The 18353-nt window shown below is 69.0% G+C and carries 14 protein-coding genes and 1 pseudogene; 7 read left to right on the top strand and 8 right to left on the bottom strand.

Annotated elements, in window-relative coordinates; translation table 11 throughout:
* Nucleotides 1-175 precede the first annotated feature (175 nt).
* From OG422_RS15420 to rpmH, 8 genes and pseudogenes are all read right to left on the bottom strand, one after another.
* Nucleotides 176-1252, bottom strand: coding sequence for a ParB/RepB/Spo0J family partition protein (locus tag OG422_RS15420; RefSeq protein WP_405743370.1), 1077 nt, complete (start codon nucleotides 1250-1252; stop codon nucleotides 176-178).
* Nucleotides 1249-2319, bottom strand: coding sequence for an AAA family ATPase (locus tag OG422_RS15415; RefSeq protein ID WP_405743369.1), 1071 nt, complete (start codon nucleotides 2317-2319; stop codon nucleotides 1249-1251). The genes OG422_RS15420 and OG422_RS15415 overlap by 4 nt, the downstream gene beginning before the upstream one ends.
* Before the next feature lie 293 nt (nucleotides 2320-2612).
* Entirely contained in the window at nucleotides 2613-3338 is a 726-nt protein-coding gene (gene rsmG / locus OG422_RS15410; RefSeq protein WP_143940002.1) for a 16S rRNA (guanine(527)-N(7))-methyltransferase RsmG, read from the bottom strand.
* Between the two features lie 130 nt (nucleotides 3339-3468).
* On the bottom strand, nucleotides 3469-3975 hold the full coding sequence (locus tag OG422_RS15405) for a R3H domain-containing nucleic acid-binding protein (RefSeq protein ID WP_143940003.1): 507 nt from the start codon (nucleotides 3973-3975) through the stop codon (nucleotides 3469-3471).
* Between the two features lie 13 nt (nucleotides 3976-3988).
* Nucleotides 3989-5164, bottom strand: a complete 1176-nt coding sequence (gene yidC, locus OG422_RS15400) for a membrane protein insertase YidC (protein WP_143940004.1) — start codon at nucleotides 5162-5164, stop codon at nucleotides 3989-3991.
* A 3-nt stretch (nucleotides 5165-5167) separates the two neighbouring features.
* Nucleotides 5168-5488 carry a membrane protein insertion efficiency factor YidD gene (gene yidD / locus OG422_RS15395; RefSeq protein ID WP_143940005.1) on the bottom strand — a complete coding sequence of 107 codons (321 nt, stop codon included), beginning with the start codon at nucleotides 5486-5488 and terminating at the stop codon, nucleotides 5168-5170.
* A 74-nt stretch (nucleotides 5489-5562) separates the two neighbouring features.
* Nucleotides 5563-5919 (bottom strand): annotated as a pseudogene (gene rnpA, locus OG422_RS15390) (ribonuclease P protein component); the annotation flags it as partial.
* Between the two features lie 24 nt (nucleotides 5920-5943).
* Nucleotides 5944-6081, bottom strand: coding sequence for a 50S ribosomal protein L34 (rpmH, locus tag OG422_RS15385; protein ID WP_143940007.1), 138 nt, complete (start codon nucleotides 6079-6081; stop codon nucleotides 5944-5946).
* Nucleotides 6082-6457: 376 nt separating this feature from the next.
* On the opposite strand from rpmH, the gene dnaA reads away from it, so the two are divergent.
* The 7 genes from dnaA to gyrA all read left to right on the top strand — a co-directional run bounded on the left by dnaA (nucleotide 6458) and on the right by gyrA (nucleotide 18339).
* Nucleotides 6458-8308, top strand: a complete 1851-nt coding sequence (dnaA, locus tag OG422_RS15380; protein ID WP_405743367.1) for a chromosomal replication initiator protein DnaA — start codon at nucleotides 6458-6460, stop codon at nucleotides 8306-8308.
* A gap of 1036 nt (nucleotides 8309-9344) precedes the next feature.
* Nucleotides 9345-10475, top strand: a complete 1131-nt coding sequence (gene dnaN, locus OG422_RS15375) for a DNA polymerase III subunit beta (RefSeq protein WP_143940009.1) — start codon at nucleotides 9345-9347, stop codon at nucleotides 10473-10475.
* 161 nt (nucleotides 10476-10636) lie between these two features.
* Nucleotides 10637-11515, top strand: a complete 879-nt coding sequence (gene gnd, locus OG422_RS15370; RefSeq protein ID WP_405743366.1) for a phosphogluconate dehydrogenase (NAD(+)-dependent, decarboxylating) — start codon at nucleotides 10637-10639, stop codon at nucleotides 11513-11515.
* A 38-nt stretch (nucleotides 11516-11553) separates the two neighbouring features.
* Complete coding sequence (recF, locus tag OG422_RS15365) at nucleotides 11554-12765, top strand: DNA replication/repair protein RecF (protein WP_405743364.1); 1212 nt, start codon at nucleotides 11554-11556, stop codon at nucleotides 12763-12765.
* Entirely contained in the window at nucleotides 12762-13292 is a 531-nt protein-coding gene (locus OG422_RS15360) for a DUF721 domain-containing protein (protein ID WP_143940012.1), read from the top strand. Before recF ends, OG422_RS15360 begins: the two co-directional genes overlap by 4 nt.
* A gap of 320 nt (nucleotides 13293-13612) precedes the next feature.
* Complete coding sequence (gene gyrB, locus OG422_RS15355) at nucleotides 13613-15667, top strand: DNA topoisomerase (ATP-hydrolyzing) subunit B (RefSeq protein ID WP_143940013.1); 2055 nt, start codon at nucleotides 13613-13615, stop codon at nucleotides 15665-15667.
* A gap of 50 nt (nucleotides 15668-15717) precedes the next feature.
* Nucleotides 15718-18339 (top strand): DNA gyrase subunit A, encoded by a 2622-nt coding sequence (gene gyrA / locus OG422_RS15350; RefSeq protein WP_405743362.1) that lies wholly within the window; start codon nucleotides 15718-15720, stop codon nucleotides 18337-18339.
* Nucleotides 18340-18353: the final 14 nt, after the last annotated feature.

The raw sequence follows: 18353 nt of genomic DNA, 5'->3' as shown, positions 1-18353 counted from the left end.
GTGCGGCTCACCGGTCGCATGGCTCGCTCCCCGGTGTCAGGGCACAGGGGTGTGTGAGCCACTCCGCTCGCATCGTATCCACCCTTCAGGGGCGGAAGTACCGCGAGAAAGCAAAGGGCGGGCCGTGTCCCGGAAGGGATCCGGGACACGGCCCGCCCTTTCCCCGGCGGTCAGCTCACTTCTCAGTGCTGTTCTCCTGAGAGGCACCGAGCACGGGGCCTTCGCCCGGGGCGAGGGTCCCCAGGATGCGCTCCAGATCGTCCATGGAGGCGAACTCCACGACGATCTTTCCCTTCTTCTGGCCGAGGTCGACCTTCACCCGGGTCTCGAAACGGTCCGAGAGCCGGGACGCGAGACCGGTGAGCGCGGGGGAGACCCGGGTGCCCGCCCGGGGCCCCTTCGCCTTCGCCTTGGCGGCCGGTTCCGATCCCTGGAGCGCCACGATCTCCTCGGTCGCGCGGACCGACAGCCCCTCCGCGACGATCCGCCGGGCAAGCTCGTCCTGCACCTCGGCATCGTCGACCGAGAGCAGCGCACGGGCGTGTCCCGCGGAGAGCACACCGGCCGCGACCCGGCGCTGCACGGACGGGGAGAGCTTGAGGAGCCTCAGCGTGTTGGTGACCTGCGGGCGGGAGCGCCCGATCCGGTCCGCCAACTGGTCATGCGTGCAGGCGAAGTCCTTCAGCAACTGGTCGTAGGCCGCGGCCTCTTCCAGCGGGTTGAGCTGTGCCCGGTGCAGGTTCTCCAGGAGCGCGTCGAGCAGCAGCTTCTCATCGTCCGTGGCCCGGACGATGGCCGGGATCTTCGTCAGCCCCGCCTCGCGGCACGCCCGCCACCGGCGCTCACCCATGATGAGCTCGTACCGGACGGGCGACGCCTGCCGCACCACGACCGGCTGCAGCAGGCCCACTTCGCGGATGGAGGTGACCAGCTCCGCCAGCGCGTCCTCGTCGAACACCTCACGCGGCTGCCGCGGGTTCGGCGTGATCGCATCCAGCTCCAGCTCGGCGAAGTGCGCGCCCGCCACCTCCGGGCCCGCCGCGGGAGGCTCGGTTGTTTCACGTGAAACATGGGCAGCCGGCAGCGATGCCACCTTGGCCGCCGCCACTCCCCGTTCCGGTGCCAGCACCGGAACGGCCGACGGTGACGTCGCGCCGCGACCCACCGCCGTACCCCCCTGCTCGGCGCTCTGCGGCGCCGCGGGAATCAGTGCACCGAGCCCACGGCCCAGTCCCCTACGTCGTTCGCTCACTGCGTCCCCTCCGGCGTTCCGTGCTGCGGTTCATAGTTCACACTCAGTTCCTGTGCCGCGGTACCACCCGCGCCGCGCAGGGCAATCTCTCTGGCCGCTTCCAGATACGAGAGCGAGCCGCTGGATCCCGGGGCGTAGGTGAGCACCGTCTGGCCGTAGCTGGGCGCTTCGGAGATACGCACCGATCGCGGGATGCTCGTGCGCAGCACCTCTTTCCCGAAGTGGCTGCGCACCTCCTCGGCGACCTGGGAGGCGAGCCGCGTACGGCCGTCGTACATGGTGAGCAGGATCGTCGAGACATGGAGCTTGGGGTTGAGATGCCCGCGCACCAACTCAACGTTGCGCAGCAGTTGCCCCAAGCCCTCCAGCGCGTAGTACTCACACTGGATCGGGATCAGCACCTCGACACCGGCCACCAGCGCGTTCACGGTGAGCAGGCCGAGCGAGGGCGGACAGTCGATGAGGACGTAGTCCAGCGGCTGTTCGTACGCCTGGATCGCACGGTCCAGGCGACTCTCCCGCGCCACGAGGGAGACCAGCTCGATCTCGGCACCGGCCAGATCGATGGTCGCCGGTGCGCAGAACAGGCCCTCGACATCGGGCACCGGCTGCACCACGTCCGACAGTGGCTTGCTGTCCACCAGTACGTCGTAGATGGACGGCACTTCGGCGTGGTGGTCGATCCCGAGCGCGGTGGAGGCGTTGCCCTGCGGGTCGAGGTCGATGACCAGGACGCGCGCTCCGTGCAGCGCCAGCGACGCCGCCAGGTTCACGGTCGTGGTGGTCTTCCCCACACCGCCCTTCTGGTTGGCGACCACCATGACGCGTGTCTGCTCCGGCCGAGGCAGCGCCTCGCCCGAGCGGCCGACTGCCTGCACCGCCAGCTGAGCTGCACGACCGATCGGGGTGTCGTCCATCGGGGACGGTGTTTCACGTGAAACATCCTCCCCGAGCGACTCGCTGCGGGGACCGGGGACCGGATCGGTCATCGGTCCCGCGATATTGGCGTCGGACCGCAAGGATTCACTCTCCTCGACATCAGGCTCACAGTGCTCTGAGCCTGCCATGCTTTCGGTATCACGAACCAGTGAGGTCCGCTCTCCTGTGGATGAACCCACGTCTGTGGATACTTCGGTGCCCCGTGGGGGCTTACGATCCCGCGGCTCGGCTGAGGCTCGACCACGCACGATGATCCCTTGCAGCAGAGAACGACGTTTCACGTGAAACACGATGCCAGCGACGCGCCCGAATAGGACGCGACACTCCGCCTTGCCTCTTTTGCCTGGACCGCGCGGTGGGCGCGCCCTTCGTCGATCGAGGACGCGCCCACCGGTGCGTTGACAGTTCCGCCGAGGCCGGGTCAGCGGCGTCGCCCCCGCGACGCGCGGCTGGGGCGGGCCGCCTTGGCGCGCTTCGCGGCGAACCGCACGCCGCCGGGGCTCTCCCCGACCTCGACCCGGACCACGGTCGACAGCGGATCCACCACGCCCTCGCCGACCTGCACCACCGAGGTCTCCACCACGCCCAGCTTGCTCAGCGCGGCCCGGGAACTCTTCAGCTCCTCCTCCGCGGTGTCGCCCTTGAGCGCCAGCATCTGACCGTACGGACGCAGCAGCGGCACACCCCAACCCGCCAGCCGGTCGAGCGGCGCCACCGCACGGGCGGTCACCACATGCACCTGCGGCATCTTGCCCATGACCTCCTCGGCCCGCCCGCGGACGACCGTGACATGGTCCAGGCCCAGCAGCTCGACGACCTCCTGGAGGAAGTTCGTCCGCCGCAGCAGCGGCTCCAGCAGTGTGATCTTGAGGTCCGGCCGGACCAGGGCCAGCGGGATACCGGGCAGGCCCGCGCCCGAGCCCACGTCGCAGACCGAGACACCCTCGGGGACGACCTCGGAGAGCACCGCACAGTTCAGCAGGTGCCGCTCCCACAGCCGCGGCACCTCTCGGGGGCCGATCAGGCCCCGGGTCACACCGACGTCGGCGAGCAGTTCGCCGTACCGCACGGCCTCCGCAAAGCGCTCACCGAATACCTCCCGCGCCTCTTTCGGCGCGGGAGGGAGCTCCGCTGCTGCCTCCGTCACGGGAACCGCCCTTCCTCTGAACTGCTGGTGCTGCCGGAACCGGGATTTTCCCCGGGATAACACAGAAGGCTGACAAGATTTGGCCCCGCCTGGCATGCAGACGGGGCCAACGGCACGGGGGTGGAGAGGGTCAGGCCGGAAGGACGACCACGCGCCGCTGCGGCTCCTCGCCCTCGGACTCGCTGCGCAGCCCGGCCGCCGCCACCGCGTCGTGGACGACCTTGCGCTCGAACGGCGTCATCGGGTCCAGCTTCACCGGCTGACCGGTGTCCTTCGCCTCTTCCGCCGCCTTCGCGCCCAGCTCGGCCAGCTCCTCGCGCTTCCGCGCCCGGAACCCGGCGATGTCGAGCATCAGACGGCTGCGGTCACCGGTCTCCCGGTGCACGGCGAGGCGGGTCAGCTCCTGCAGAGCCTCCAGCACCTCACCGTCGCGGCCCACCAGCTTCTGCAGATCGCGGCTGGTCGAGTCGCTGATGATCGAAACGGCGGCGCGGTCGGCCTCGACGTCCATGTCGATGTCGCCGTCGAGGTCCGCGATGTCCAGCAGACCCTCGAGGTAGTCGGCCGCGATCTCGCCTTCCTGCTCCAGGCGGGTCAGGGTGTCGGTGCCCTCGGCGGCAGGGGTCGTGTCCGTCACGAAAGGACTCCTCTTACTTCTTGGACGGGTGCTTGGGGCGCTGCTGGCCCTTGCGCTGTCCGGACTTGGTGGAACGGGATCCGGAGGAGCTGCCCTCGGCAGCATCGCCCTTCCCCTTGCCGCTCTCGGTGGACTTGCTGCCCTGCGGGGTCTTCTTCTCCAGCGACTGCTTCTTCTCGTCGCCCTGCGCATCGGTCTCACCGGACTGCGAGCTGGCCCGGGTCCGGCCGCCGGCGGGACCCGGGGCCGCGGTACCGGTGGGCGCCTGGCGCTTGGACTTCGGCTGTCGCTTGGGCTGCTGGCGGTTCTGCCGCGCCTCTTCGGCAGCCTTCTTCGCCTCGACCTCGGCCGGGTCCTCGACGATCTTTCCCTTGGCCCGCAGCCGCTCCTGGCGCTCCTCGAACGCCTTGCTGCCGGGGGTCGGGTTCCGGCGGATGACGAACATCTGCTGGCACATGGTCCACACGTTGGTGGTCAGCCAGTAGACGAGGACACCGACGGGGAAGTTGATACCGAAGACGGCGAACATGATCGGGAAGACGTACATCAGCATCTTCTGCTGCTGCATGAACGGCGTCTTCACCGTCAGGTCGACGTTCTTGGTCATCAGCTGGCGCTGCGTGTAGAACTGCGACGCCGACATCAGGACGATCATGATGATGGTGACGACGTGGACGTTGGTCAGCGTGGCGCCGAGCGCCTCGACCTTCGACGCGGAGTCCATGAACTTCACGGACAGCGGAGCACCGAAGATGTGCGCCTTCTGCGCGCTCTCCAGCAGCGACTGGTCGATGACGCCGACGACCTTGTTCTGCGCGATGTGGTTCAGAACCTGGTACAGCGAGATGAAGAACGGCGACTGGGCCAGAATCGGGAGACAGCTCGAGAGCGGGTTGGTGCCCGACTCCTTGTAGAGCTTCATCATCTCTTCGGACTGGCGCTGCTTGTCGCTCTTGTAGCGCTCCTGGATCGCCTTCATCTTCGGCTGCAGCGCCTGCATGTTCCGCGTCGCCTTGATCTGCTTCACGAAGAGCGGGATCAGGCAGATACGGATCAGTACCACCAGCGAGACGATGGACAGACCCCACGCCGCGCCACTGTTCTTGTCGAAAATGAGGCTGTAGAACGAGTGGAACTGGACGATGATCCAGGAAACGGCGTAATAGAGGGGATTCAGGATCGTGTCCACGAATCAGGCTCCTTGGGCATTGGGCTGAGTCTCGGGCTGGGCGACGACGGGCTCAGGGGCGGTGGGCCCGCCCAGGCGGCTCCTCAGCCGCTGATGCCACACCGGACGCTTCCGGGGAGGGACGTGGTCGACGCCACCGAGCGACCACGGGTTGCAACGCAGAATGCGCCAGGCGGTCAGCGCAGTCCCTTTCACCGCGCCATGCCGGTCAATGGCGGTGTAGCCATAGTGCGAACACGACGGGTAGTACTTGCAGACCGGGCCCAGCAAGGGGCTGATGGTCCACTGATACAGCTTGATCAACAGCAGCAGCGGGTACTTCACTGTGCGCTCCCTCCCGGTCCCCTGTCGGGGATCCGAGGGTTGCCCCCCGTGGGATGGCAGCCGCGCGGCACCTCGCCCAGCAGCCGCTTCAGGGCGGCGTCCAGGTCGCGGGCCAGCTGATCGTGGTCCGACTCACCCGCACCGGGCAGTGCCCGTACGACAACCAGGCTACCGGCGGGCAGCGCGGGCAGCCGATCACGCAGCAGATGACGGAGTCGGCGCTTGACCTTGTTGCGGACGACGGCGCCCCCAACGGCCTTGCTGACGACGAAACCCGCACGCGCGGGGGAAACGTGTTCCCCCGCTGCGTGCGGGTCCGTTGCACCGCTACGTAGATGAACGACAAGGAGCGGGCGCCCGGCCCTGCGTCCCCGGCGTACCGCGGTCGCGAAGTCCTCGCGCCGCCTCAGCCGATTCTCGGTAGGCAGCACGTCATGGACCTAGGGTCTGGCTGCTCAGGCCGACAGGCTGGAGCGACCCTTGCCACGGCGGGAGGCCAGGATGGCGCGACCGGCGCGGGTCCGCATGCGCAGACGGAAGCCGTGGGTCTTCGCGCGGCGGCGGTTGTTCGGCTGGAAGGTGCGCTTGCTCACTCGGGGGCTCCAGAAATGCTTGTTGCCTCATAAGAGACAGATGTGGGGCGTCGACTGGCTGTCACCGTGCGCCCACGAGTAGCTCGCAACGCCCAAGTGCACCGCTTCTTGACCGCTTGGTGCGATCTTTGCCCATCGGAGGCAGGCGGCAGCAGCCATCGACAACTCGACCTGGTCACGGTACGCGCGACTACGCCATCCGGTCAAACCACCGCCCGATCCCCCCGGACCGGGGTCGACCGGGACACACTATGCACAGCCTGTGGACAACGACTTGAATCCCCAGGCCCAGCCTGACTACCGTGGCTGAACTCCGATTACTTCCCGCCCGTCCTGAGAATCACACATTCGTGGGACTGCTGAGAGAGCGTGTTCCGTGGCTGATGTACCTGCCGATCTTGCCGCAGTGTGGCCGCGTGTACTCGACCACCTCCTACGGGCGGACGGCGACGGCCTCAAGCCCAAGGACCAGGACTGGCTCAAGCGCACGCAGCCGCTGGCGCTGGTCGCCGACACCGCGCTGCTCGCCGTCCCCAACGAATTCGCCAAGGGCGTGCTCGAGGGGCGGCTGGCGCCGCTGATCGGTGAGGCCCTCAGCCATGAGTGCGGCCGCCCGATCCGGATCGCGATCACCGTCGACGACTCCGCAGAGGAGCCCGCGGCGCCCACGCACGCCCCTCTGCCGCAGGCCCCTCAGCATCCGCAGCAGGGCCAGCACCCGCAGCCGCACGAGACGTACGAGGGGTACGACGGACGGCAGGGCTACGCGCGTCAGGGCGACGAGCTGCCGCATGTGCGGCCCGCCTACCCCGATTACCCGCAGCACCAGCAGCCCCGGCACGAGCCCGGCTCCTGGCCGCAGCACTCCTCCTCCCTGCCGCCCGCGCCCGGTCCCCGGGAGGACTACGGCTGGCAGCAGCAGCGCCTCGGCTTCCCCGAGCGCGATCCGTACGCCACGCCGCCGCCCGCACACGTACAGCAGCAGGGCGAGTACCGCGGGCAGGTGCCCGAGCACCCCCGGGCGCAGCGCTCCGAGGGGCGCAACCCCTACGACCCGCAGGCGCCGCGCCGGGACGCCGCCGAGCGCCAGTCCGGGCGCCACGCCGGTCCCGGCGGCTCCTCGCTGCCCGCGTCCAGTGGTGCGCCCGGTCCGCTCGCGGCGCAGCCCGCGCCCGCGACCGGCCCCGGTGAGCCGACGGCCCGGCTGAATCCGAAGTACCTCTTCGACACCTTCGTCATCGGTGCGTCGAACCGCTTCGCGCACGCCGCGGCCGTCGCCGTCGCGGAGGCGCCCGCCAAGGCGTACAACCCGCTGTTCATCTACGGCGAGTCCGGGCTCGGCAAGACGCATCTCCTGCACGCCATCGGGCACTACGCGCGGAGCCTGTACCCGGGGACCCGGGTGCGGTACGTGAGCTCGGAGGAGTTCACCAACGAGTTCATCAACTCCATCCGCGACGGCAAGGCGGACGCGTTCCGCAAGCGCTACCGCGACATGGACATCCTGCTCGTCGACGACATCCAGTTCCTGGCGAGCAAGGAGTCGACGCAGGAGGAGTTCTTCCACACCTTCAACACGCTGCACAACGCCAACAAGCAGATCGTGCTCTCCTCCGACCGGCCGCCCAAGCAACTGGTCACCCTGGAGGACCGGCTGCGCAACCGCTTCGAGTGGGGCCTGATCACGGACGTCCAGCCGCCCGAGCTGGAGACCCGGATCGCGATTCTGCGGAAGAAGGCGGTGCAGGAGCAGCTGAACGCGCCGCCCGAGGTGCTGGAGTTCATCGCGTCCCGGATCTCGCGCAACATCCGTGAGCTGGAGGGGGCGCTGATCCGGGTCACGGCGTTCGCGTCGCTCAACCGGCAGCCGGTCGACCTCGGGCTCACCGAGATCGTGCTGAAGGACCTGATCCCCGGTGGTGAGGACGCGGCGCCGGAGATCACCGCGACGGCGATCATGGCGTCGACGGCCGACTACTTCGGGCTGACCGTCGACGACCTGTGCGGCTCCTCGCGCAGCCGGGTGCTGGTGACGGCCCGCCAGATCGCGATGTACCTCTGCCGGGAGCTGACGGATCTGTCGCTGCCGAAGATCGGCGCGCAGTTCGGCGGGCGGGACCATACGACGGTGATGCACGCCGACCGCAAGATCCGGGCGCTGATGGCGGAGCGCCGGTCCATCTACAACCAGGTCACCGAGCTGACCAACCGCATCAAGAACGGCTGACGCGCGCCGGCACCGCAGCCGGTGGTGCGCCCCAGGGCGCTCCGGGAGATCCCGGGGCGCCCTCCGTGCCTCCCGGGGCCCGTCTCCCCCTCCGGCCTCTCTCCTGTACCTCTTCTGTGCCTCTCCTTCGCCCTTGCTCCCGTCGTCGCCCGGTGCCTCCACAGGGCGGTCCGGCTTCGCTGTGCGGCGTTCTGCGGTGGCGGGGCGATCGTCCCCAGCGGGGTGCGGGAAGGGCCCGGGAAGGGGTTCCGAGGGCGTCGGCAGGCCCGCCAAGCCTGTGGATGGCGCCCAGATCTGTTCGATTCCGGGCGAGGTCACGGCCTCTCTCCACAGATTGGGGGAAAATCTTCCGTCCACACCCTGGGGACTGGAAAGTTATCCCTATGGCATCCACAGGCCGGGCTTCTGATGGATCATCGAGCGAGGTCAGGCGGGTGTGGATTTGTGGCAAACCGTAATCCACAGGCTGTGGACAGAGAGTTCGTCCACAGGGGGCCGTTCGGGTTGTCCACCGGCTGCCCACAGGCTGAGGGCTGTTGTCCCCAGCTTCTCCACACCCCTGTCCACTGTTCGGCAACACGACACCGCCTCTCACCGTCCTGAGTGAAAGCGGTCACATCAACACCGGGGGTTGGGCTGTGGGGAACGTGGGTAAAACTGGGGACGGCGCTGGGGAGAAGTGGCCTTCCCCTGTGCATGGGGTGTGCAGAACTTTCGGCGGTCCACAGATCCGCCGGGTTATCCACGACCGCCACCCACAGGCCCGGTGGATAAAAAATCCGCGTTGACCTGCGCAAAGGCAGTTGTCCACGGTTTCCACAGGCCCTACTACTACGACCACGGATATCTACCGGGGAACTCGTTCGGAAACGGGGCCTGTGCACAACTCGCGCTCGGGGCGCAGACCGCCCGCCGAGCCGACTTGACCCCGAGCAGCAACGGCTGTCGGTGGCGTGCGTCAGACTGGAATCCGGCAACTCAGCCGACGACGAAAGCCAGCAGGGCGAGAGCCAGCAACAGCAGGAGGCGGTTTCCGGTGAAGATCCGGGTGGAGCGCGATGTACTCGCGGAGGCAGTGGCCTGGGCGGCCAAGAGCCTCCCGGCCCGTCCGCCGGTGCCCGTCCTCGCGGGCCTGCTGCTGAAGTCGGAGGACGGCAAGCTGTCGCTCTCCGGCTTCGACTACGAGGTCTCGGCGCGGGTCTCGGTCGAGGCGGAGGTCGAGGAGGAGGGCACCGTCCTCGTTTCCGGCCGGCTGCTCGCCGACATCTGCCGGGCGCTCCCCAACCGCCCGGTGGAGATCTCCACCGACGGTGTCCGCGTCACCGTCGTCTGCGGCTCGTCCCGCTTCACCCTCCACACCCTGCCGGTGGAGGAGTACCCGTCCCTGCCGACGATGCCCACCGCCACCGGCACCGTCCCCGGTGAGGTCTTCGCCGCCGCCGCCGCGCAGGTGGCCATCGCCGCCGGTCGCGACGACACCCTGCCGGTGCTGACCGGTGTGCGGATCGAGATCGAGGGCGACACCGTCACGCTCGCCTCCACCGACCGGTACCGCTTCGCCGTCCGCGAGTTCCTGTGGAAGCCGGAGAACCCGGACGCCTCCGCCGTCGCCCTGGTCCCCGCCAAGACGCTCCAGGACACCGCCAAGTCGCTGAGCAGCGGCGACACCGTCACCCTGGCGCTGTCCGGGTCCGGCGCGGGCGAGGGTCTGATCGGCTTCGAGGGCGCCGGTCGCCGGACGACGACGCGGCTGCTGGAGGGCGATCTGCCGAAGTACCGCACGCTCTTCCCGACCGAGTTCAACTCCGTCGCCGTGATCGAGACCGCGCCGTTCGTCGAGGCGGTCAAGCGCGTGGCGCTGGTGGCCGAGCGGAACACTCCGGTCCGGCTCAGCTTCGAGCAGGGCGTGCTGATCCTGGAGGCCGGCTCCAGCGACGACGCACAGGCTGTGGAGCGCGTCGACGCGGACCTGGAGGGCGACGACATCTCGATCGCCTTCAACCCGGGCTTCCTGCTGGAGGGCCTGTCGGCGATCGACTCCCCGGTCGCGCAGCTGTCCTTCACGACGTCGACCAAGCCCGCGCTGCTCAGCGGCCGTCCCGCCAAGGACGCCGAGGCGGACGAGACGTACAAGTACCTGATCATGCCGGTGCGGCTCTCCGGCTGACGTCCGCGTTCACGGGCCGGCCGGGGCTCCCGGCCGGCCCTCCGCTTCTCCCGGCGGGCGCTGCCGATGAGCGCTCGGGCCCACAGGTGTGCACGCACCACCCGGCGTAGGCTCGGACTCGGGTACGAACAGCAACGACTACGTGCAAATGAGGGTCTCTGATGGAGCTCGGTCTCGTCGGTCTCGGCAAGATGGGCGGCAACATGCGCGAGCGCATCCGCCGCGCCGGCCACACCGTCGTCGGATACGACCGCAACCCCGATCTCGCGGATGTCCACAGCCTGGAAGAGCTTGTGGGCAAGCTCAAGGGTCCGCGGGTCGTGTGGGTCATGGTCCCGGCCGGTGACGCCACCCAGGCGACCATCGACGCGCTCGGCGAGCTGCTGTCCGAGGGCGACATCGTCGTCGACGGCGGCAACTCCCGCTGGACCGACGACGAGAAGCACGCCAAGGAGCTGGCGGCCAAGGGCATCGGCTTCGTCGACTGCGGCGTCTCCGGCGGCGTCTGGGGCCTGGAGAACGGCTACGCGCTGATGTACGGCGGCTCCGCGGAGCACGTCGCCACGGTGCAGCCGATCTTCGACGCGCTCAAGCCCGAGGGTGAGTTCGGCTCCGTGCACGCGGGCAAGGTCGGCGCCGGTCACTTCGCGAAGATGGTCCACAACGGCATCGAGTACGCGATGATGCAGGCGTACGCCGAGGGCTGGGAGCTGCTGGAGAAGGTCGACTCCGTCACCGATGTGCGCGAGGTCTTCCGCTCCTGGCAGGAGGGCACGGTCATCCGCTCCTGGCTGCTGGACCTCGCGGTCAACGCCCTCGACGACGACGAGCACCTGGACAAGCTGCGCGGCTACGCGGCCGACTCCGGTGAGGGCCGCTGGACGGTCGAGGCGGCGATCGACAACGCGGTGCCGCTGCCCGCGATCACCGCGTCGCTGTTCGCCCGGTTCGCCTCCCGCCAGGAGGACTCGCCGCAGATGAAGATGATCGCGGCGCTGCGTAACCAGTTCGGCGGCCACGCCGTCGAGAACAAGAAGTAACCAGCAGGTCCGCAGCCGCGGGAGGTCGGCGCAGCTCCATGCACGTCACGCATCTGTCGCTCGCCGACTTCCGTTCGTACGCCCAGGTCGAGGTCCCGCTCGAACCGGGCGTCACGGCGTTCGTGGGCCCCAACGGCCAGGGCAAGACCAACCTCGTCGAGGCGGTCGGCTATCTGGCGACGCTCGGCAGCCACCGGGTCTCCTCCGACGCGCCGCTGGTGCGGATGGGCGCCGAGCGCGCCATCGTCCGCGCCGCCGTCGCCCAGGGCGACCGGCAGCAGCTGATCGAGCTGGAGCTGAACCCGGGCCGCGCCAACCGCGCCCGGATCAACCGCTCCTCCCAGGTGAAGCCGCGCGATGTGCTCGGCATCGTCCGTACGGTGCTCTTCGCGCCGGAGGACCTGGCGCTGATCAAGGGCGATCCCGGTGAGCGGCGGCGGTTCCTGGACGAGCTGATCACCGCGCGGGCGCCGCGGATGGCCGGGGTGCGCGGCGACTACGACCGCGTCCTCAAGCAGCGCAACACCCTGCTGAAGTCCGCGGCCCTCGCCCGGCGGCACGGCGGACGGAGGGGGGCACCTCCCACGCGAGCGGATTCGAGCGTGGGGGCGGACCTGTCCACGCTGGACATCTGGGACCAGCATCTGGCGCGGGCCGGGGCCGAACTGCTGGCGCAGCGCCTCGACCTGATCGCCGCGCTGCGCCCGCTGACGGACAAGGCGTACGGCCAACTGGCGCCCGGCGGCGGCCCGGTGGGCCTGGAGTACCGCGGTTCGGCGGGCGAGGCGATGGCCCGTGCGTCGAACCGCGAGGAGCTGTACGGCGTGCTGCTGGAGGCGCTGGGCGAGGCGCGGAAGAACGAGATCGAGCGCGGCGTGACGCTGGTCGGGCCGCACCGCGACGACCTGCTGCTGAAGCTGGGCGACCTGCCCGCGAAGGGGTACGCCAGCCACGGCGAGTCCTGGTCGTACGCGCTGGCGCTGCGGCTGGCCTCGTACGACCTGCTGCGGTCGGAGGGCGAGCCGTTCCAGGTGCCGGAGGGCGGCGGGCGGCGCAGCGGCGAGCCGGTGCTCATCCTCGACGACGTCTTCGCCGAGCTGGACGCGCGGCGCCGGGAGCGGCTGGCGGAGCTGGTGGCGCCGGGCGAGCAGGTGCTGGTCACGGCGGCGGTCGAGGACGATGTGCCGGGGGCGCTGGCCGGGCGGCGGTTCGCGGTGTCCGGCGGCACGGTCCGCGCGGAGACGCCGTGAGCGACGGCGCGAAGGAGCCGAAGCCGCCGGAGCTGTCGGGCATCGATCTGGCCCGGCAGGCGCTGGTCGCGGCGAAGGAGCAGGCGCGGGCGCGGGGCGCCGCCGCGCAGCAGAAGAAGCAGGCGCGCCGCGGCGGGCTGCGCTCGGGCGCGCGCGCCGACGGCCGCGATCCGCTGCCGCTGGGCGCGGCGATCAACCGTCTGATCACCGAGCGCGGCTGGGAGACCCCGGCGGCGGTCGGCGGGGTGATGGGCCGCTGGCCGCAGCTGGTCGGGCCCGAGGTGGCGCAGCACTGCGAGCCGCAGCGGTACGACGAGGACGCCCGGGTGCTGACGGTGCAGTGCGATTCGACGGCGTGGGCGACGCAGCTGCGGCTGCTGGCGCCGCAGTTGGTCCGGCGGCTCAACCAGGACCTGGGCCAGGGCACCGTGAAGCTGATCAAGGTGCTGGGTCCGGGCGGACCGGCGCGGCGGTACGGACCGCTGCGCGCGCCCGGCAGCACGGGCCCGGGCGACACGTACGGCTGAGGCGGTTCACGCGTCTCGGGACGGTTGTGCACAAGGGTTGTGGATGAGACTCCGCTCACGGTTGCGACCGGTTGACAGTCCGAAGCGCTGAGTGCCGGTGTGAGCGTCCTGAGGCCCCGTTCCAGATATGGGGAGTCGGCGGACGTTAGTTCAGGGCGGCACGTGCGGACTCAGGCGCCCGCAAAGCCCCATGAGTGTCGGCGCCACCGGTACACTGGTACGTAATCCCGCCGGCTCGCGGGACACGTCGATCAAGACAGAACGACGCAGCCGCTCCCCTTCGACTCCGTGGGGTGTCCCCCACGGGCTGGGGAGGGCTCGTGCTGTGCCAGAAAGGGCGCTTCGTGGCCGACTCCGGCGACCTCAACGAGAACAACACGGCTTCCACCGCAGAGGGGGTCCCGGCAGGCGCCGTGGACGTCCCCTCGGGTGAGAAGTCGTACGACGCCAGCGCGATCACCGTCCTGGAGGGCCTGGACGCGGTACGCAAGCGACCCGGCATGTACATCGGCTCGACCGGCGAGCGCGGACTGCATCACCTGGTGCAGGAGGTCGTCGACAACTCCGTCGACGAGGCGATGGCGGGGCACGCCGACACCATCGACGTCACGATCCTCGCCGACGGCGGTGTGCGCGTCGTCGACAACGGCCGTGGCATCCCCGTCGGCATCGTGCCCTCGGAGAACAAGCCGGCCGTCGAGGTCGTGATGACGGTGCTGCACGCCGGCGGCAAGTTCGGCGGCGGCGGCTACGCGGTCTCCGGTGGTCTGCACGGCGTGGGTGTCTCCGTCGTGAACGCGCTGTCGCAGCGGGTGGCGGTCGAGGTCCGCACGGACGGCTACCGCTGGACGCAGGAGTACAAGCTCGGTGTGCCGACCGCCCCGCTGGCGCGGAACGAGGCGACGGAGGAGACCGGCACCTCCGTCACCTTCTGGGCCGACGGCGACATCTTCGAGACCACGGTCTACAGCTTCGAGACGCTCTCGCGCCGCTTCCAGGAGATGGCGTTCCTCAACAAGGGCCTGTCGATCGCGCTGACCGACGAGCGCCCCGACCATGTGGACGAGGAGGGCAAGCCGCTCTTCGTCCGCTACCACTACGAGGGCGGCATCGTCGACTTCGTGAAGTACCTGAACTCCCGCAAGGGTGAGCTGGTGCATCCGACGGTCATCGACGTCGAGGCCGAGGACAAGGAGCGGCTGCTCTCCGCGGAGATCGCGATGCAGTGGAACACCCAGTACAGCGAGGGTGTCTACAGCTTCGCCAACACCATCCACACCCATGAGGGCGGCACCCACGAAGAGGGCTTCCGCGCGGCGCTGACGGGTCTGATCAACCGTTACGCCCGCGACAAGAAGCTGCTGCGGGAGAAGGATGACAACCTCACGGGTGAGGACATCCGCGAGGGTCTGACCGCGATCATCTCCATCAAACTGGGCGAGCCGCAGTTCGAGGGCCAGACGAAGACGAAGCTCGGTAACACCGAGGCGAAGACGTTCGTCCAGAAGGTCGTCCACGAGCACCTGACGGACTGGCTGGACCGCAACCCCAACGAGGCCGCGGACATCATCCGCAAGGGCATCCAGGCCGCCACCGCGCGTGTCGCGGCGCGTAAGGCGCGCGATCTGACCCGCCGCAAGGGCCTGCTGGAGACGGCGTCGCTGCCGGGCAAGCTGAGCGACTGCCAGTCCAACGACCCGACCAAGTGCGAGATCTTCATCGTCGAGGGTGACTCCGCCGGTGGCTCGGCCAAGTCCGGCCGTAACCCGGAGTACCAGGCGATCCTCCCGATCCGCGGCAAGATCCTCAACGTCGAGAAGGCCCGGGTCGACAAGATCCTGCAGAACAACGAGGTCCAGGCGCTGATCTCGGCGTTCGGCACCGGTGTTCACGAGGACTTCGACATCGAGAAGCTCCGCTACCACAAGATCATCTTGATGGCGGACGCCGACGTCGACGGTCAGCACATCAACACCCTGCTCCTCACCTTCCTCTTCCGCTTCATGCGGCCGCTGGTCGAGGCGGGCCACGTCTACCTCTCCCGCCCGCCGCTGTACAAGATCAAGTGGGGCCGGGACGACTTCGAGTACGCCTACGCCGACGCCGAGCGCGACGTGCTGATCGAGCGCGGCAAGCAGGCGGGCAAGCGCATCAAGGACGACTCCGTCCAGCGCTTCAAGGGCCTCGGTGAGATGAACGCCGAGGAGCTGCGCGTGACGACGATGGACATCGACCACCGCGTGCTCGGCCAGGTCTCCCTGGACGACGCCGCCCGCGCCGACGACCTGTTCTCGGTGCTGATGGGCGAGGACGTCGAGGCGCGTCGCTCGTTCATCCAGCGCAACGCCAAGGACGTCCGCTTCCTCGACATCTGAGCCTGTCGGCCCACCGCAACAGCCGCAGCGCGAAAGGACTTTGATCAACCATGGCCGACGAGACTCCCCCCGTGACCCCTGACGGCGTGACCGCCGAGGGCGCACCCGCGACCATCGAGGGCGTGGGTATGCGCGTAGAGCCGGTCGGGCTCGAAACGGAGATGCAGCGCTCCTACCTCGACTACGCGATGTCCGTCATCGTCTCGCGTGCGCTGCCCGACGTCCGCGACGGCCTCAAGCCGGTGCACCGCCGCGTGCTCTACGCGATGTACGACGGCGGCTACCGCCCCGAGAAGGGCTTCTACAAGTGCGCCCGCGTCGTCGGTGACGTCATGGGTACGTACCACCCGCACGGCGACTCCTCGATCTACGACGCGCTGGTCCGCCTGGCGCAGCCGTGGTCGATGCGGATGCCGCTGGTCGACTCCAACGGCAACTTCGGCTCCCCGGGCAACGACCCGGCGGCGGCCATGCGGTACACCGAGTGCAAGATGAAGCAGCTCTCGATGGAGATGCTGCGGGACATCGACGAGGACACCGTCGATTTCCAGGACAACTACGACGGCCGTAACCAGGAGCCGACGGTCCTGCCGGCGCGGTTCCCGAACCTGCTGATCAACGGCTCGGCCGGTATCGCGGTCGGTATGGCCACCAACATCCCGCCGCACAACCTCCGCGAGGTCGCCGCCGGTGCCCAGTGGGCGCTGGAGAACCCGGAGGCGTCCTCGGAGGAGTTGCTGGAGGCGCTGATCGAGCGCATCAAGGGCCCCGACTTCCCGACCGGCGCGCTGGTGGTGGGCCGCAAGGGCATCGAGGAGGCGTACCGCACCGGCCGTGGCTCGATCACGATGCGCGCGGTGGTGGCGGTCGAGGAGATCCAGAACCGCCAGTGCCTGGTCGTCACCGAGCTGCCCTACCAGGTCAACCCGGACAACCTCGCGCAGAAGATCGCCGATCTCGTCAAGGACGGCAAGATCGGCGGCATCGCGGACGTCCGTGACGAGACGTCGTCCCGTACGGGTCAGCGCCTGGTCATCGTCCTCAAGCGAGACGCGGTCGCCAAGGTCGTCCTCAACAACCTCTACAAGCACACCGACCTCCAGACCAACTTCGGCGCCAACATGCTCGCGCTGGTCGACGGGGTGCCGCGCACCCTCTCGCTGGACGCGTTCATCCGCCACTGGGTCACCCACCAGGTCGAGGTCATCGTCCGGCGGACCCGCTTCCGGCTGCGCAAGGCCGAGGAGCGGGCGCACATCCTGCGCGGTCTGCTGAAGGCGCTGGACGCGATCGACGAGGTCATCGCGCTGATCCGGCGCAGCGAGACCGTCGACGTGGCGCGCGAGGGCCTGATGGGCCTGCTGAGCATCGACGAGATCCAGGCCAACGCGATCCTGGAGATGCAGCTGCGCCGACTGGCGGCCCTGGAGCGCCAGAAGATCACCGCCGAGCACGACGAGCTCCAGCTGAAGATCAACGAGTACAAGGCGATCCTCGCCTCGCCGGAGAAGCAGCGGCAGATCATCAGCGAGGAACTGGCCGCCATCGTCGACAAGTTCGGCGACGACCGCCGCTCCAAGCTGGTGCCCTTCGAGGGTGACATGTCCATCGAGGACCTGATCGCCGAGGAGGACATCGTCGTCACCATCACGCGTGGCGGCTATGTGAAGCGGACCAAGACCGACGACTACCGCTCGCAGAAGCGCGGCGGCAAGGGCGTACGCGGCACGAAGCTGAAGGAAGACGACATCGTCGACCACTTCTTCGTCTCGACCACCCACCACTGGCTGCTGTTCTTCACCAACAAGGGCCGCGTCTACCGCGCCAAGGCGTACGAACTCCCGGACGCCGGGCGGGACGCGCGCGGCCAGCACGTCGCCAACCTCCTGGCCTTCCAGCCGGACGAGCAGATCGCCCGCATCCTGGCGATCCGCGACTACGAGGCCGCGCCGTACCTGGTCCTCGCCACCAAGGCGGGCCTGGTGAAGAAGACGTCGCTGAAGGACTACGACTCGCCGCGCTCCGGCGGTGTCATCGCGATCAACCTCCGCGAGCAGGAAGACGGCGGTGACGACGAGCTGATCGGCGCCGAGCTGGTCTCCGGTGCGGACGATCTGCTGCTGATCAGCAAGAAGGCGCAGTCGATCCGCTTCACCGCCACGGACGACGCGCTGCGCCCGATGGGCCGCGCGACCTCCGGTGTGAAGGGCATGAGCTTCCGCGAGGGCGATGAGCTGCTGTCGATGAACGTGGTGCGCGCGGGGACGTTCGTCTTCACCGCGACGGACGGCGGCTACGCCAAGCGCACGCCGGTCGACGAGTACCGCGTCCAGGGCCGTGGCGGCCTCGGCATCAAGGCGGCCAAGATCGTGGAGGACCGCGGTTCGCTGGTCGGCGCGCTGGTCGTCGAGGAGAGTGACGAGATTCTGGCCATCACCCTCGGCGGTGGCGTCATTCGTACGCGGGTCAACGAGGTCCGGGAGACCGGTCGTGACACGATGGGCGTCCAACTGATCAACCTGGGCAAGCGCGATGCCGTCGTGGGCATCGCACGGAACGCCGAAGCCGGGCGCGAAGCCGAAGAGGTCGACGGGGCCGGGGAGCCCGAGGAGACCATCGAGGCGACGGGTGCCGAGCCGGCGGCCGAGGGCGGGCAGCCCGCGGCGGAATAAGCACAAGGAGTAGG

The sequence above is a fragment of the Streptomyces sp. NBC_01525 genome (assembly GCF_045040405.1).
GTDB lineage: Bacteria > Actinomycetota > Actinomycetes > Streptomycetales > Streptomycetaceae > Streptomyces > Streptomyces benahoarensis.
Note: the sequence above shows the minus strand (reverse complement) of the source record. Positions and strands in the feature narration are given on the sequence as shown.

Coding starts and splice junctions, on each gene's coding strand:
- gnd (WP_405743366.1), top strand. CDS start 10,637: ATGGAGCTCGGTCTCGTCGGTCTCGGCAAGATGGGCGGCAACATGCGC.
- OG422_RS15415 (WP_405743369.1), bottom strand. CDS start 2,319: ATGGCAGGCTCAGAGCACTGTGAGCCTGATGTCGAGGAGAGTGAATCC.
- recF (WP_405743364.1), top strand. CDS start 11,554: ATGCACGTCACGCATCTGTCGCTCGCCGACTTCCGTTCGTACGCCCAG.
- gyrA (WP_405743362.1), top strand. CDS start 15,718: ATGGCCGACGAGACTCCCCCCGTGACCCCTGACGGCGTGACCGCCGAG.